Source organism: Nocardioides salsibiostraticola (assembly GCF_054783655.1).
On sequence record NZ_BAAGQD010000014.1, the window covers coordinates 65,703 to 80,765 of the forward strand.

General features: G+C 67.4%; 16 protein-coding genes. 4 read left to right on the forward strand and 12 right to left on the reverse strand.

The window, feature by feature from the left end:
* Window positions 1-2: 2 nt before the first annotated feature.
* The 4 genes from ACYVLV_RS07690 to ACYVLV_RS07705 all read right to left on the reverse strand — a co-directional run bounded on the left by ACYVLV_RS07690 (window position 3) and on the right by ACYVLV_RS07705 (window position 4,210).
* A complete protein-coding gene (locus tag ACYVLV_RS07690; RefSeq protein WP_460808962.1) occupies window positions 3-836 on the reverse strand; it encodes a carbohydrate ABC transporter permease in 834 nt (277 codons plus the stop codon).
* 1 nt (window position 837) lies between these two features.
* Complete coding sequence (locus tag ACYVLV_RS07695; RefSeq protein WP_460808963.1) at window positions 838-1,779, reverse strand: carbohydrate ABC transporter permease; 942 nt, start codon at window positions 1,777-1,779, stop codon at window positions 838-840.
* Entirely contained in the window at window positions 1,776-3,119 is a 1,344-nt protein-coding gene (locus tag ACYVLV_RS07700) for an extracellular solute-binding protein (RefSeq protein ID WP_460808964.1), read from the reverse strand. The genes ACYVLV_RS07695 and ACYVLV_RS07700 overlap by 4 nt, the downstream gene beginning before the upstream one ends.
* A gap of 119 nt (window positions 3,120-3,238) precedes the next feature.
* Window positions 3,239-4,210 (reverse strand): alpha/beta fold hydrolase, encoded by a 972-nt coding sequence (locus ACYVLV_RS07705; RefSeq protein WP_460808965.1) that lies wholly within the window; start codon window positions 4,208-4,210, stop codon window positions 3,239-3,241.
* Between the two features lie 89 nt (window positions 4,211-4,299).
* Between ACYVLV_RS07705 and ACYVLV_RS07710 the strand changes: the two genes are divergently transcribed.
* Window positions 4,300-5,145, forward strand: a complete 846-nt coding sequence (locus tag ACYVLV_RS07710) for an esterase/lipase family protein (RefSeq protein WP_460808966.1) — start codon at window positions 4,300-4,302, stop codon at window positions 5,143-5,145.
* Here the strand turns inward: ACYVLV_RS07710 and glpX are convergent.
* Window positions 5,110-6,123, reverse strand: a complete 1,014-nt coding sequence (gene glpX / locus ACYVLV_RS07715) for a class II fructose-bisphosphatase (RefSeq protein WP_460808967.1) — start codon at window positions 6,121-6,123, stop codon at window positions 5,110-5,112. The genes ACYVLV_RS07710 and glpX overlap by 36 nt on opposite strands.
* A 96-nt stretch (window positions 6,124-6,219) precedes the next feature.
* Here glpX and ACYVLV_RS07720 point away from each other — a divergent pair, with 96 nt between their 5' ends.
* On the forward strand, window positions 6,220-6,810 hold the full coding sequence (locus ACYVLV_RS07720) for a DUF4245 family protein (protein ID WP_460808968.1): 591 nt from the start codon (window positions 6,220-6,222) through the stop codon (window positions 6,808-6,810).
* A gap of 2 nt (window positions 6,811-6,812) precedes the next feature.
* On the opposite strand, the gene ACYVLV_RS07725 is transcribed toward ACYVLV_RS07720, so the two are convergent.
* Both ACYVLV_RS07725 and xseA read right to left on the reverse strand, forming a co-directional pair.
* Window positions 6,813-7,031 carry an exodeoxyribonuclease VII small subunit gene (locus ACYVLV_RS07725; RefSeq protein ID WP_460808969.1) on the reverse strand — a complete coding sequence of 73 codons (219 nt, stop codon included), beginning with the start codon at window positions 7,029-7,031 and terminating at the stop codon, window positions 6,813-6,815.
* On the reverse strand, window positions 7,028-8,293 hold the full coding sequence (gene xseA / locus ACYVLV_RS07730; RefSeq protein ID WP_460808970.1) for an exodeoxyribonuclease VII large subunit: 1,266 nt from the start codon (window positions 8,291-8,293) through the stop codon (window positions 7,028-7,030). Before xseA ends, ACYVLV_RS07725 begins: the two co-directional genes overlap by 4 nt.
* A 102-nt stretch (window positions 8,294-8,395) precedes the next feature.
* Here xseA and ACYVLV_RS07735 point away from each other — a divergent pair, with 102 nt between their 5' ends.
* On the forward strand, window positions 8,396-9,397 hold the full coding sequence (locus ACYVLV_RS07735) for a 4-hydroxy-3-methylbut-2-enyl diphosphate reductase (RefSeq protein WP_460808971.1): 1,002 nt from the start codon (window positions 8,396-8,398) through the stop codon (window positions 9,395-9,397).
* Window positions 9,398-9,402: 5 nt separating this feature from the next.
* On the opposite strand, the gene ACYVLV_RS07740 is transcribed toward ACYVLV_RS07735, so the two are convergent.
* Both ACYVLV_RS07740 and ACYVLV_RS07745 read right to left on the reverse strand, forming a co-directional pair.
* Window positions 9,403-9,789: a GtrA family protein gene (locus ACYVLV_RS07740; RefSeq protein ID WP_460808972.1), complete on the reverse strand. Its 387-nt coding sequence runs from the start codon at window positions 9,787-9,789 to the stop codon at window positions 9,403-9,405.
* A gap of 62 nt (window positions 9,790-9,851) precedes the next feature.
* On the reverse strand, window positions 9,852-10,925 hold the full coding sequence (locus ACYVLV_RS07745; protein ID WP_460808973.1) for a glycosyltransferase family 2 protein: 1,074 nt from the start codon (window positions 10,923-10,925) through the stop codon (window positions 9,852-9,854).
* 257 nt (window positions 10,926-11,182) lie between these two features.
* Here ACYVLV_RS07745 and ACYVLV_RS07750 point away from each other — a divergent pair, with 257 nt between their 5' ends.
* Window positions 11,183-11,803, forward strand: coding sequence for an L-threonylcarbamoyladenylate synthase (locus ACYVLV_RS07750; protein WP_460808974.1), 621 nt, complete (start codon window positions 11,183-11,185; stop codon window positions 11,801-11,803).
* Window positions 11,804-11,826: 23 nt separating this feature from the next.
* Here ACYVLV_RS07750 and ACYVLV_RS07755 read toward each other — a convergent pair whose 3' ends face one another.
* The 3 genes from ACYVLV_RS07755 to ACYVLV_RS07765 all read right to left on the reverse strand — a co-directional run bounded on the left by ACYVLV_RS07755 (window position 11,827) and on the right by ACYVLV_RS07765 (window position 15,050).
* Window positions 11,827-12,234, reverse strand: coding sequence for a DUF6542 domain-containing protein (locus tag ACYVLV_RS07755; RefSeq protein ID WP_460808975.1), 408 nt, complete (start codon window positions 12,232-12,234; stop codon window positions 11,827-11,829).
* Entirely contained in the window at window positions 12,231-13,379 is a 1,149-nt protein-coding gene (locus ACYVLV_RS07760) for a DNA recombination protein RmuC (RefSeq protein ID WP_460808976.1), read from the reverse strand. The genes ACYVLV_RS07755 and ACYVLV_RS07760 overlap by 4 nt, the downstream gene beginning before the upstream one ends.
* Before the next feature lie 75 nt (window positions 13,380-13,454).
* Window positions 13,455-15,050, reverse strand: coding sequence for an EAL domain-containing protein (locus tag ACYVLV_RS07765; protein WP_460808977.1), 1,596 nt, complete (start codon window positions 15,048-15,050; stop codon window positions 13,455-13,457).
* Window positions 15,051-15,063 lie beyond the last annotated feature (13 nt).

The following is a 15,063-nucleotide window of genomic DNA, read 5'->3' on the forward strand; positions in this document are numbered from 1 at the left end:
GATCAACCTTTCACTGCGCCGGCGGTCAGGCCGGCCACGATCTTGCGCTGGAAAATCAGGACGATGACCACGATGGGCACGGTGGCCACGACGGCCGCCGCGGCGAGGAGAGAGGCCGGCCGGTTGAACGGGTCGGCGCCGACGAAGAAGGACAGGGCAGCGGGGATCGGCCTAGCGGACTCGGTCGAGGTCAGCGAGATGCCGAAGACGAAGTCGTTCCACGCGAAGAAAAACGTCAGGATCGCGGCGGTGAACACCCCCGGCGCAGCCAGCGGGACGATCACCCGCCGGAACGCCTGCCAGGGCGTCGCGCCGTCGACCTGAGCGGCCTGCTCGAGTTCCCAGGGGATCTCGCGGAAGAAGGCCGAGAGGGTCCAGATCGCCAACGGCAGGGTGAAGGACATGTAGGGGATGATCAGCCCGGGCCAGGTGTCGTAGAGACCGAAGGTTCGCCACATGTCGAACAGCGGCCCCACCAGCGAGACCACCGGGAACATCGCGATGGCCAGGGCGGTGGTGAGCACGAACTTCTTGCCCGAGAACTCCAACCGGGCGATCGCGTACGCCGCCAGGGTGGCCAGCACCACCGAGAGCACCGTGGCGATCAGGCTGATCCCGATGGAGTTGATGATGGCCCGACGGAACTGGCCGTCGGCCAACACCTCGGTGTAGTTGGCCCAACCGGCGCCGTCACCGTCGGCCGGGAGGAACCCGGGGCTGCCGTTGGTGATCGCGGCCTGGGACTTGAAGGACAGCGAGATGATCCACGCCACCGGCAGCAGGCACCAGATGAGGATCAGGGTGCAGCCGATGGCGGTTCCGACCTTCTGCTTCATCTCAACCCTCCTGCCGTGCCGACGCGAGGTCGACCTTGAACAACTTGACGATGAGGTAGGCGATGACGAGCACCGAGAGGAACAGCAACACCGACAGTGCCGACCCGATGCCGAGTTGGAACTGTTCGATCGTCTGGCGGTAGGTCAGGAACGAGATCGACTCGGTGTTCACCGCACCGGCGGTCATCACGAAGATGTTGTCGAAGATCCGGTAGGCGTCCAGGGCGCGGAACAGGATGGCGACCATGATCGCGGCCCGCATGTTGGGCAGGATCACCTTCCACAATCGTTGCCACCAGGAGGCCCCGTCGACCTTGGCGGCCTCCACCATGTCCTCCGAGACCTGCGCCAACCCCGCAAGCAGCAGGAGCGACATGAACGGTGTCGTCTTCCAGATCTCGGAGACCATGATCGCGATGACCGCCGGTGTCGTCTCTCCGAACCAGTTGAAGTCCGTGCCGATGAAGGGCAGCCAGTCGTTGATGAAGCCGTTCTGGAAGCTGAAGGCGAACTGCCAGGCGAACCCGGAGACCACGGTGATGATGCCGTAGGGGATCAGGATGGAGGTGCGGATGACGCCCCGAGCAAAGATCACCCGGTGCATCACCATGGCGAAGATGAAGCCGATGACGAGTTCGAAGGCGACGGTGACGAGCATGTAGAGCACCGTCACGGCGGTGTCGCGCCAGAACAGTTGATCGGTCAGTGCGGTGAGGTAGTTCGAGAGTCCGACGAACTCCCGATCCTCCGGCGCGGTCAGTGAGTAGTTGAACAGTGAGAGGTAGAGCGCCCGGATCATCGGGAACGCGGTGACCAGCAGCATCAGGGCGATCGCCGGCGCCACCAACCGGTGGCCGAGCCGGTTCTCGGAGCGGGCCCGGTCGCTGAGCTCGGCCTTGCGCTGGCGGTGTTCGGCCGGCGACGGGGCCTGGGTCGTACTCATAGCAAGGCCTTTCCGTCGAGGACCTCGCGCAGAAAGTCCGCCGACTCCTTCGGGGTGGTGTCCGGATCCACGGACCGCGGTGAGTGCCAGATGCTCTGGATCGCCGCCGAGATGGTTGCGTAGTACGCGCTCTTGGGGCGGGGGGCGCCGGTGTCGACCGAGTCGCTGTAGAGCGTGAGGAGATCGGCCGGGAACGCGTCGGTCAGCTCCGGGTCCTCGTAGGCGCTCGTGGTGGAGGGCATCAGGCCCTCGTTGACCGCTAGGGCCACCTGCGCCTCGGGAGTGGTGACGCACGAGGCGGCTTCGAGAGCGAAGTCGATGTTCTGCGAGAAGGCGCCGACCCCGATGTCGATGCCACCGATGGGGGGACGGGACTGCTCGCCCTCGACCGTCTGCGGGTAGCGCGCCCAGGCCAGGTCCTCGAACTCCTTCTTGGTCAGGTCACCGGAGTCCACGAGGCCCTCGTAGTTCTTGTAGACGAAGGTCCAGTTCGTCATGAACTCTCCGGCGCCGGAGTACATCTGACCCAGACTGGTGCCCTCGTTGGAGGTCGTCAGGTCCGGTTGAGCGGCCTCGGAGTCGGCGAGCGTCGCGATGACCGCGGCGGCGTCCTTGCCCGCCTGGGAGTCGATCTCGATCGTGGCGTCCCTGCCCGCCTCGTTGTCGCTGATGATGTTGCCCCCCGCGCCCTGGATCAGGGAGTTGATCCACACGACGTAGGCCTCGTACTTGTTCGCCTGAACCCCGACGGTGCCGCCGTTCTCAGCGGCACCCTCGATGACCTGGTCCCAGGTCACGGGCTGGGACATGTCGAGTCCCGCAGCCTCGGCGAGGGATGCGCGGTACCAGAGCACCTGGGTGTTGGCCCACTGGGGGAAGGCGTACACCCCGTCGTCCCAGGTCACGGTCAGGGCGGCTCCCCGCAGTACGTCGTCACCGGTAGCGGTCTGGGCCTGCTCCGCGGGGAGCTTCTCCAGCCATCCCGCGTTGGCGAACTCCGCGACGAAGACCGGGTCGAGACTCATCAGATCGGTGGAGGAGTCCTCGGCGGCCAACCGCCTGGCCAACTGGGTGCGTTGATCGGTCGCACCAGTGGGCAGCAACTGGATCGCGATGTCGTAGTCGTCGGTGCTGCACTGTTCGGCGAGCTTTGTCAGCGTGTCCACCCCATCGGGGTTGACGTACCAGTTCAGAGTCGGTTTGCCGTCGTCAGCGCCGCAGGCGGTGAGCAGGGCCGCGCTCAGGGCGAGGGCTGCTGTCGTTCCGAGGAGTGATCGTCGCCGACGGCTGGCGCAGGCCAAGGAGTCGCGGCGTTGGTGGTGGACAGGGGTGGAACGCATGGGGTGAACCCTTCGTCGTGACCGACATCACGTGTCTAGACCGCTCGACAGTAGATGATGGACCAGTACCCCTGAAAGGGGTGGCCACGCGAAGCAATGGTGTGATCCAAGTCACATGTTCAGGCCGGGGGTGCCGCTCGGTCCGCGGTGCGCCGGATCGCGTCGACGTAGGTGTCGAACAGGACTGGCGGAAGGTCGTGGCCCATCTGGTCGATCAGCAGGAGTTCGGCTCCCGGGATCGCGGCGGCGGTGGCACGTCCGCCGGAGACGTGGACCATCCTGTCGGCCAGGCCATGGACCACCAGCGCAGGAACGTGAACGCTGTGGAGTCGGGGTCCGCGGTTGGGTTGGGTCAGGATGGCCAGCATCTGGCGCAGGACACCGCTGGCGCTGACGCCTCGGTCGAAGGTCTCGGCGGCGCGGGCGCGGGACTCCTCCGCGGGAGTGGGGTAGCCGGGTGATCCGATCAGCCTCCACACCTTGGCGCTGGACTCGATGTAAGCCTCGCGGCCGCCGCGAGAGGCCAGGAGCGTGGGAAGCAATGTCGGGTGTTGCCAACCGACCGATCGCTTGCCCGTCGTAGACATGATGCTGGTCAGTGACCGGACCCGGCCGGGCTGGGTGATGGCCATCGTCTGGGCGATCATGCCGCCCATTGAAACGCCGACGACGTGCGCCGAGGCGAGCCCGAGGTGATCCAACAGGCCGGTGGTGTCGGTGACGAGGTCGACCAAGGAGTACGGCGCCCGCACCCGACGTCCGGCGAAGGCCCGGGCCAGCGTGGTGCGGCGGACCCGACCGTGGCCACGGCTCGATCGGCCGGTGTCGCGGTTGTCGAACCGGATCACGTAGAACCCGCGCTCGGCCAGCATCCGACACATCTGCGGGTCCCACCACGTCATCGGGCCCCCGAGTCCCATGATGAGGACGAGGGGTTCGTCGTCGGGGTCGCCGAAGGTCTGGTAACACAACTCGACCTCGGGACCGACCGGTGCGAAGAGTTCCTCGGAGACCGCCACGACGGCGGGAACGCCGGTCCCGGAACCGGTGGGGGAACTCGGGGCGGATCGGCGGGTCGGTCGGGACGTCATGAGGAGCAGTCTTACATTCCTTGAAGTTTCACGGGCTTTTTGGGTCATTCTCGCTTCACAACTAATTCATGCGGCGTAACGTCGCTCACATGAGCGTCTCCCCACTCGCCTCGTTCCTCCTCCCTGAGGGTTACACCCGGCCCCGCGTTGGGGCCGTCCTGCGCGAAGGAAGCGTGATCACCGAGGCCGGGCGGTTGGCCCTGCACAGTGCGGGAGACCGGCGTCGCCGTAGGTCCACCGGCTACGCCCAGCGTCCCGTCCCGCGGCAGATGGAACCGGTCCTGCTGGTACCGGGGTTCCTGGCCGGCGACGGCACGCTGTCCTTGATGTCCAGGGCTTTGCGCCAGCGGGGTTTCCGGACCTACCGCTCGCACATCCACGCCAACATCGGCTGCACCCTCAACGCAGCGGAGCAACTCGAGACGCGTCTGGAGGCGATCGTCCAACGCCGCGAGAGTCGGGTCCAGATAGTGGGTCACAGCCTCGGCGGGATGCTGGCCAGAGGAGTGGCGGCCCGTCGACCGGACCTGGTCTCCGGGATCGTGACCATGGGGAGTCCCATCCTGGCTCCGGGTGCCCACCACATCGGGTTGAGCAGGGGTGTGGACATGTTGGTGCGACTCAGCGCCGCAGGAGTCCCGGGGCTGATGGCCGAGGACTGCGTCTCCGGTGCGTGCGCCCGCCAGAGTTTCGATGAGTCCAACTCGCCCCTTGACATCGACATCGACGTCACGTCGATCTACTCCAAGCGCGACGGCGTCGTGGACTGGCGCGCCTGTATCGACCCGGTGGCCACCCCGGTGGAGGTGACCGCCTCCCACGTGGGCATGGCCCTGGACCCCCGTGTCATCGACCTCGTCGACACCACGTTGCGGCGGCACTGCGCCACCACCGTGGGGTCAGTGATCGAAATCGATCGAGGAAAAAGCGCCTAGCTTCTCCAAGCGGTGCTCGGCGGTGATCGACCGGATCGTGCCGCTTCGGGACCGCATCACCAGCGAGTGGGTCGTTGCCCCACCGGCGCGATAGCGCACGCCGCGCATCAACTCGCCGTCGGTGATGCCGGTGGCCACGAAGAAGCAGTCGTCACCGGTGACCAGCTCATCGGTGGTCAGCACATGGTCGGGATCCAACACGAGCCCGGCGTCCAGTGCTCGTTGGCGCTCCGCGTCGTCCTGAGGCCTCAGTTGCCCCTGGATCGTCCCGCCCAGGCACTTCATGGCGCAGGCGGTGATGATGCCCTCGGGGGTGCCGCCGATCCCGAGGAGCAGGTCGATGCCGGTCTCGGGCCGGGCCGCCATGATCGCGCCGGCGACGTCGCCGTCGGAGATGAACTTGATCATCGCGCCGGTGGCCCGGATCTCCTCGACCATCGCCTCGTGACGGGGCCGATCGAGAAGCACCACGGTGACGTCCTCGGCCCGGAGGCCCTTGGCCTTGGCGACCAGACGGATGTTCTCCGCAACGGGGAGTCGGATGTCCACGACGTCCGCGGCCTCGGGGCCGGTCACCAACTTGTCCATGTAGAAGACCGCGGACGGGTCGTACATGGTGCCGCGCGGGGCCACGGCCAGGACGGAGACCGCGTTGGTCATGCCCTTGGCGGTCAGGGTGGTGCCGTCGATGGGGTCGACCGCCACGTCGCACTCCGGTCCCGTGCCGTCGCCGACCTCCTCGCCGTTGTAGAGCATCGGCGCGTTGTCCTTCTCGCCCTCGCCGATCACCACGGTCCCGCGCATCCCGATGCTCGAGATCATCACCCGCATGGCGTTGACCGCGACCTCGTCGGCGCCGTTCTTGTCGCCGCGGCCGACCCACCTTCCGGCGGCCATCGCCGCGGCCTCGGTCACCCGCACCAGTTCCAGGGCGAGGTTGCGGTCAGGGGTCAACGGGGATCCGGACGAGTCGGTCATGGCGTGATGGTAGTCGGCGGCGCCGACGCTTCGGGTGTGACCGACCGGGGTGGACGAACCGGTAACGGATGAACAGTCGCCTGAGAGGATGAGCAGGTGAGCACCGCACACGAGCAACCCGATGGCGCTGCCCCTGAGAAGCCGGGCCGATACGACCGCACCACCAATGGCCTGATCGCCTCGATGATCGTCACGGTCGTCGTGGTGGTGCTGTTCGTGGGGCTGCGCTCGCTGATCTACGGGGACGCGCCGGAATTCGTCCAGGAGAACATCGACTTCACCGCGTCCGTGGGTGAGGCACAGTTGAGCGGCGACACGGTCGTCTACCCCGCGGCCCTTCCGCCCGGTTGGCGCACCACCAAGTTCACCATCGACCGGGACCGGCGTACGACGTACGGCTTCTCGCTGTTGACCTCCGAGGAGCGGTTCGTAGGGATCCAACAGGAGGTGGGGTCGACCCAGGACCTGCTCGAAGTTCTCATCGACGAGGACCCCGTCGATGAGGAGCGGACCTATTCAGCCTCCGCCTCCATCGCCCCCGAGTGGGAGATCTACTCCGACGAAGGTGGCGACCTGGCCTACGTCGCCGATCTCGGCGAGGAGACCGTGGTGGTCTACGGCTCGGCGGATGCCGCTGCGATGGAGACAGTGGTCGAGTCGCTCACCACCGCGCCCATCCCGCGCTAGCCTCACGATCGAGTCTCGGACTCCTCGATCACGGTGTCGAGGCGCTCACGGGCGCCGTCGAGCCAGCTCTGGCAGGCGGTGGCGAGAACCTCACCGCGCTCCCACAGAGCCAAGGACTCCTCCAGGCTCGTGCCACCCGCTTCCAGGGTGCGGACGACCTCGAGCAACTCCTCGCGGGCTTCCTCATAGGAGGCGGGTCGGTGCGGTTGTTCCTCGGTCATGGTTGCTCCGAATCGTCGACCTCGGGGATGGATGGGGCTGACTGCAGTTCGTCGGTGCTCGTGACGGTGGCCAAGATGCGGCCATCGGCGACCCGGACCCGCAGTGGCGAGCCCGGGGGTGCGTCCCGATGGGATCCGATGACGTGCCCGTCCTCGGACTGCACCACCGCGTACCCCCGCTGGAGGGTGGCCAGCGGAGACAGTGACCGCGCTCGGGCCCGATGGTGGGCAATGTCGTCGCGTTCCCGGTCGAGGCGGTGTCCGATGGTCCGGCGCGCTCGCTCGCGCAGTGCGTCCAACTCGTTGCTGCGGGCATCGAGCAGGGTGCGGGGATCGGCCAGGGATGGCCGCGATCGCACGGCGTCGAGGTGCCGTTGCTCGCGCTCGACCAGGCCGGCCAGTGACCTACGGATGCGGACTCGAGCCTCGGACACCCCGGCCGTCTCGGTGGCGACGTCGGGGACCACGATCTTCGCGGCGTCCGTGGGCGTGGAGGCGCGCACGTCGGCCACCAGGTCGAGCAGTGGCCCGTCCTGTTCGTGACCGATCGCGGAGACGATGGGGGTGCGGGCCGCGGCCACCGCGCGGATCAGGCCCTCGTCGGAGAAGGGCAGCAGATCCTCCACCGCGCCACCGCCGCGGGCGATGATGATCACGTCCACCGCCTCGGAGCGGTCGAGTTCACCCACCGCGGTGATCACCTCTCCGGCGCACCGCGGCCCCTGCATGGTCGCGTGCCGGACCTCGAACCCCACCGCGGGCCAACGCCTGCGGGCGTTGTCGAGCACGTCGCGCTCCGCGGCCGAGTTCGGTGCGGTCACCAGACCGATCTTGCGGGGCAGGAACGGCACCGGACGCTTCAGTTCGCGGGCGAACAGGCCCTCGGCGGCGAGGAGTTGCCGACGCTTCTCCAACTGGGCCAGGAGCTCGCCGAGTCCGACCATCCGGATCTCGCGCACCTGCAGGGACAGGGTTCCGCGGTTGGCGTAGTAGGACGGTTTGGCGTGCAGGATGACGCTGGCGCCCTCGACCAGTGGAGGGTTCATCGAATCGACCAGAGTCCGCGAACACGTGACCGGGATCGAGAGATCCGCGACCGAGTCACGCAGCGTCATGAAGACGGTCTGGATCCCGGGGCGGCGGTTGATCTGTGCGAGTTGGCCCTCCACCCATACCGCGCCGAGTCGGTCGACCCAGCCCGTGATGGCCGTGGCGATCTGCCGCACGGGAGCCGGCGACGCAGCCGAGGTCTCGAGTGCCATGGCGCAGACTCTATCCACGTTCGATCCCCGTCCACCCCCGGACTTCCACCATCGACCTGTGCTGGCTGGGGTCGGGCCGTGCCGGTCCGTAGACTCCCGGGTATGAGTACCGATCTGGGCACCCCGGCCATCCTGTCCCCGGACGAGGCCGAGCGCGCCGTCCTGTTGGCGGCACCCCGTGGCTACTGCGCCGGTGTCGACCGGGCCGTGGTCACCGTGGAGAAGGCGCTGGACCTCTACGGTTCGCCGGTCTACGTCCGCAAGCAGATCGTGCACAACAAGCACGTCGTGGCCGACCTGGAGTCCCGCGGCGCGATCTTTGTCGAGGAACTCGAGGAGGTCCCGGCCGGGGCGACCGTCGTATTCTCCGCCCACGGGGTGTCTCCCGAGGTGCACCGTCAGGCGGGGGAGCGCGACCTCAAGACGATCGACGCGACCTGCCCCCTGGTGACCAAGGTCCACCACGAGGCCAAGCGGTTCGCGCAGGACGACTACGACATCCTGCTCATCGGTCACGAGGGCCACGAAGAGGTCGAGGGGACCGCCGGTGAAGCGCCGGAGCACATCCAGCTCGTGCAGAGTCCTGCCGATGTCGCCGGCATCGTCGTGCGCGATCCGGCCCGCGTCGCGTGGCTCTCCCAGACCACCTTGTCGGTCGACGAGACCCTCGAGACGGTCGCGGCCATCCGTGAACGTTTCCCTCTGCTGCTCGACCCGCCCAGCGACGACATCTGCTACGCCACCCAGAACCGCCAGTTGGCGGTCAAGGAGATCGCCAAGAACGCGGACCTGCTGATCGTGGTGGGCTCCGGCAACTCCTCCAACTCGGTTCGCCTCGTCGAGGTCGCTCTCGAGGCTGGTGCCAAGACGTCCTACCGGGTCGACGACGCCAGCGAGATCGACGAGGCGTGGCTGGAGGGGGTCGTCAACGTCAGTGTCACCTCCGGTGCCAGCGTCCCGGAGGCGCTGGTCGACGGCGTCCTGGAGTTCCTGGCCGAGCGTGGCTACCCCGACGCCCAAGCGGTGCACTCCGCTGAGGAGTCGCTGATCTTCTCCCTGCCCAAGGAACTGCGTCGCGACCTGAAGGCGGCCGGGCGCAACTGACCCGATCAACCCCGAAGGGCGTCCTCCCGGGCGGGCCAGACCACGAACCGGTAGGCCAAGAAGTTCAGCACCACACTGATCGCGATGGACAGCACCTTGATCATCAGGAGGACCAGGTCTCCGTCCCGGTTCAGGGGCCCTTGGGCGACGGCGAGTAGCCCGTGGATGACCACCGGTTGGATCAGCCACATGGTGACCCCGGTGGTGGACACGAACAGCAGGGCGTGGCGCACGGTGAGCGATCCCGCCCCGAAGGTGAACAAGCCGTTGACCACGAAGCTGAAGGTCATGCCGGCGCTGGTCGACACGAAGTTGGCCGCCACGATGCCCAGAGGGGCGACCAGCAGCATGAAGAGTCCGATGTCGATGAGCGTGTTCGCAACGCCGACCAACGCGAACCGGCCGACGGTACGCCGCGGCGTACCGGCCGTCGTAGGAGTGGTGGCGGAGGTGGTCAGGACGCGCCGCCCCGGCGTTCGGGTAGAGGCCCGGGCTGTTCGCGATCCCGCGCGAGTCGACCGGTGATCGAACTGACCCCTTCATGCTGTCCCCGGGCGCTGAGGGCCAAGGAGTAGAGCGGGCGATCCTGCGACTCGACGTACACCCGCCCCAGGTAGCTACCGATGACTCCCATCATCACCAACTGGATCCCGGCCAGCAGGAACATGCCGACACCGAGAAAGGCCCACCCGGGCACCGCCTGGCTGGGTACGAACACCCGGATGTAGATGACGTAGGCGGCCATCAGGACGCTCAGGAAGGAGATCAGGAATCCCAACCGGGAGATCCAGCGCAGGGGTGCGGTGGAGAACCCGAGGATGCCGCTCGCAGCGAATGTGAGCATCTTGCGCAGCGGGTAGTTGGTGGTTCCCGCGTGTCGCGGATCTCGATCGAAGAGCAGGGCCTCCTGCCGGAACCCGACGTTGGCCACGATCCCGCGGAGGAAGCGGTCGTGCTCTCGGTACCGGGAGACCTCAGCCACGACTCGGCGGTCCATCAACCGGAAGTCGCCGACGTTGCGCGGAATCTCGACCGAGGCCACCCGGTCCAGGACCCAGTAGAAGCCGTAGGCCGTCAGGCGCTTGAAGCGCGTGTCCTTACGACTACGGCGTTGGGCGTATACGACATCGACGCCGTCCTCCCACATCGACAGCATCGCTGTGCCGACCTCGGGCGGGTCCTGCAGGTCGGTGTCCATCACGATCACCGCATCAGCATTCTTCGCCGCGTCCATGCCGGCCGTCACAGCGATTTGATGACCGAAGTTCCGGGAGAAACTCAGCACGCTGACCCGGTTGTCTGCCGCCCGCAGTTCCAGCAGCCTCTCCAGGGAGGCGTCCCGGCTGCCGTCGTCGACGTAGATGAATTCGAACTCCAGGTCAGGACGGGCCTGGGTCGCGGCGACCAGAGCCTGCTGGAAGGGCGCGACGTTCTCCTGCTCATCGAACACCGGCAGGACGTAGGCCACCAACGGGCGCTCGGGTGCTGGCGCGGTGGTTCTCCCCAGCGGGGTGTCAGTGGTGGGCATCGCTTTCGCAGTCCTCTGTCCGTCGGTCTCCATCGGGCCCCGTCCGGTGGGGTCACTGTTCATTGATACCGCGCTCGCCCTGCCAACGGCTGTGCGGCAGCCATGAAGAGGGCATGACACCGGCGCACAGGGCCTGAATGCGGGACCGCTTCGTCGAGGCTGTTGCCCGGTGGTGCCAAGATACGAGATATCGCGGCGAGGGCCGTCCCGTGGGGGCGGAGGTGAGGGCCGCCGGTCGTTCTCGTCGAAGGAGCAAGATGGCCAGGTTCATCGATATCCACCCGGACAATCCACAGCCCCGGCTTCTGGCGCAGGTGGTGGAGGCGCTCGCCGACGACGCGTTGATCGCCTACCCCACCGACTCCGGTTACGCCCTGGGGTGTCGGCTCGGCAACCGCGACGGCCGCGACCGGATCCTGCGCATCCGAGGTCTCGACGATCGCCACCACTTCACGTTGATGTGTCGGGACTTCTCCCAACTCGGTCAGTTGGTGCACGTCGAGAACACCGCGTTCCGAGCGATCCGGGCCGCCACCCCGGGCCCCTACACGTTCATCCTCCCCGGGACCCCCGAGGTGCCCAAGCGGCTGCTCCACCCCAAGAAGCGCACGGTGGGGGTCCGCATCCCCGATCACGTCTTCGTGCAGGCGATGTTGGCCGAGTTGGGTGAGCCGCTGTTGTCGTCGTCGTTGATCCTGCCTGGTGAGGAGGAACCCCGGACGATGGGCTGGGAGATCAAGGAGGAGCTGGATCACCTGGTCGAGATCGTGGTCGAGGCGGGGGACACCCCGGCCACCCCGACCACGGTGATCGACTGGTCCGAGGGCGCGCCCGAGGTGCTGCGCCACGGCGCCGGGCCCGTGGACCGGTTCGAATAGCCACTGGCGGGCTGGAGCCAGGGTCAGACGATGCGGGTGTGCTCGGCCTTCTGGCGGATGAACAGCACGGTCAGGCAGAGCAGGTAGCCGACCATCAACGCGACGCTGTGATGGGAAAGGCCTGAAAAGACGGCCTGCACCGATCCGACACCGGGCGCGGCCAGGGCTGCGGGCTCGGCGATGGCCACCAGGATGAACAGCGACAACATCAGCAGCGGCGGCAGCACGCCCACGGTGAAGAAGTCGCGGGGCCGCACGGCCAGGGCCAGCACGACGCAGAGCAGGACGAAACAGATGTCGAACAGGACACCGATACGGTTCGCGGTCATCAGGTCCAAGGCTGTGGCGGTGAGCGCCAAGGCGGCACCCAGCGCGACGACCTCGAATCCGGTCTCACGTCCCTCTTCCCAGATGGTCCGGGTATGGCTCACCGTGCCACCGTATGATCCCCGATCGGCTCCTCATCGACGCCACGCCCTACGGCGCGCAACTCCACCGGCCGGGGCGCGGGCAACTCATCGGCGGTGATGCCGAGGTCGGCGAACCTGCGAGCGGCGACCAGCACCCGGGAGTCGAGTGAACCCATCGCCCGGTTGTAGTGCTCCACGGCGCTGTTCAGGGAACGCCCCGCCTTGTCGAGGTGGCCGTCGAGGGTGCCGAGGCGGTGGTGCAGGTCGCGCCCGAGGCGCTGGATCTCCTGGGCCTGAGCGGTGAGCGCCTGCTGGCTCCAGCCCTGGGCGACGGTGCGCAACAGCGCGATGAGCGTGGTCGGTGAGGCCAACACGACCTGGCGGGCGGCGGCGTACTCGAGCAGGGTGTGGTCGTTCTCGAGAGCCACCGAGAGGAAGGAATCCGCGGGGACGAAGAGGACCACGAACTCCGGAGTCGCCGGTAGGGAACGCCAGTAGGCCTTGGTCCCGAGGTGGTCGACGTGGGCTCGGACCTGACGGGCGTGACGTTGCAGGTGAGCCTGGCGTTGGGCGCGCTCGCTGTCGCTGTCCCCCTCGATGGCGGTGGCGTCGAGGAACGCGTCGAGAGGCACCTTGGCGTCGACCACGACCTGGCGGTCGCCGGCGAGGTGCACCACCACGTCGGGGCGTTGGGCGCCGTCGTGCAGGGGCACCTGCTCGGCGAAGTCACAGCGCTCCACCAGCCCGGCGACCTCGACCGATCGCCGCAGGTGCAACTCCCCCCACTGGCCGCGGACGGTGGGTCGCCGCAGAGCGCCGGACAGGATCGAGGTCTCCCGGCGGAGGGACTCGGTGGAGTGCCGCATGTGTTCGACCTGCTCATGGAGTTGGCTCTGCCACGTCACCCGGGTGTGCTCCAGATCGCGCATCTGATCCTGCAGCCGCTCCAGGCCTTCACGGACCACCGCATGATCGGCCGACCTGGCCTCGATCTCGGCTCGCTCGGCGTCGTGCACCTCGGCACCACCCACGCGCGCCTGCTCGTGCACCTCCAGTCGACCCTGGAGTCGGCCCTGGATCACCCCTCGGGCGTGGCCGAGGAGGACACCGACGCCGAAGGCGATGAGGATGCAGAACGCGAGGAGCAGGGCGGAGAGTTGGTCCATGACCCCATGGTGACGACCGCCACCGACAGTGCCGACGACCATGCCGAGAACGGGCGAACCGATCGGCCCGCGGGATCAGCGGGAGGGGGGTAACACGAGGCCGTGCTCGGCGACTTGGGCGAGCAGGTCCTCCGAACTCGTCGGTGGGGCGAGATAGAAACCCTGGGTGAGATCGACCCCCAGGGACCGGACCAGGTCGAGTTGTTCCTGGGTCTCCACCCCCTCCGCCACCGAGGTCAGATCGAGGTCACCGAGCATGCGGGTGACGTGCCCGAGCAACTTCTCCTGCTGTTTGTCGCGGCCCGGAGCGCGGGACGACCCCGAAACGAGGCTCTGATCGATCTTGACCCAGTACCACGCCCAACTGTTCAGCAGGGCGAACGTCGAGAAGCCGGCCCCGAAGTCATCCATGGCCAACTCGATGCCTGCCTCGTGCAGCTCACCGGCCACCAACTCGTGCGCCGAGGAGAAGCGTCCGACCTGTCGTTCGGAGACCTCCAAGACCAGGTGGACACCGGTGTTCTGCAGCCGGTCCGGCAATGACTTGAGCAACCGGCTGTCCTGACGCAGTTGCTCGAACTCGATGTTGACGCTCAGGGTGACCTCGCGCGCCGCCTGGTCGGACAGCATGGCCGCGGTCTCGATGGACTCCTGAACGACGATCTCGGTCAATTCGTCGAGGAGACGCAGCCGCGAGGCGGAACCGACGAGCATCAACGGGGAGACGGGACCGAACTCCAGGTGTCGCCCCCGGACCAGGGCCTCCACACCCCGGATGGTTCGGTCGGTGGCCCCCACGATGGGTTGGTAGGCGACCTCGACGAGCTGCTGGTCGAGCATCTCGCGCAGCATGGTGCGCTCGTCGTACCACCGCAGCGCAGTGGTCCCGGGGCGGGCACGCTTGTTGAGTCGCATCGCGCGTTCGGCGGCGCGCAACAGGACGTCCGGGTCGTCCAGGGCGTTTGCGGAGTACGCCGAACCGATGCTGACCTCGATGGTGAGCAGTCGTTTACGCACCGGCATCGGGGCTCGGACGGCGGTGTGGATGTTGCCCACGACCTGGTCGAGATGATCGCTGTCGCGCACGTGGCGCACGACCACGGCGAACTCGTCGCCGCCCACGCGGGCCACGATGCAGTCATCGGAGAGGGCGCCACTGAGGCGGCGGGCGATCTCACGCAGCACATCGTCGGCGTCGAGGTGGCCGAGGTGCTCGTTGAGTTGCTTGAACCGGTCCACGTCGAGGAACAGGACGCCGATGCGCTCGTGTGGGTCGCGGTCGCGGTTCGCGGACTCGAACAGTTCGCGGAAGAAGCCGTGGTTCCACAGCCCGGTGAGGTCATCGGTCAGGGCCTGTCGCCGTAGCCGGGCCTCGCGCTGCGCATGATGACGCGAGGTGGCGGCCATGGTGGTCAGGGCGTTGAGAAGTCGTAGGTCCTGATCGGTGAACGGGGTGCCGCCGAAGGCCCGGCGGGCCACCAGGTACCGCTTGTCCCCGAAGGGCACACACAGGTCGGGTGGTGGGGCCGGGACGATATCGATCGCGATGTCCGAGGGCACGGCCTGGAGTGCCCAGTCCCGTAGCCGCTGCTCGATCTCAGCCTCCGGCCACGGCATCGCGATGGCGGCTTCGGAGAGCACGTCGATCAGGACGCGCGGGTTCCTGGTCACCAGGCGCGTGAAG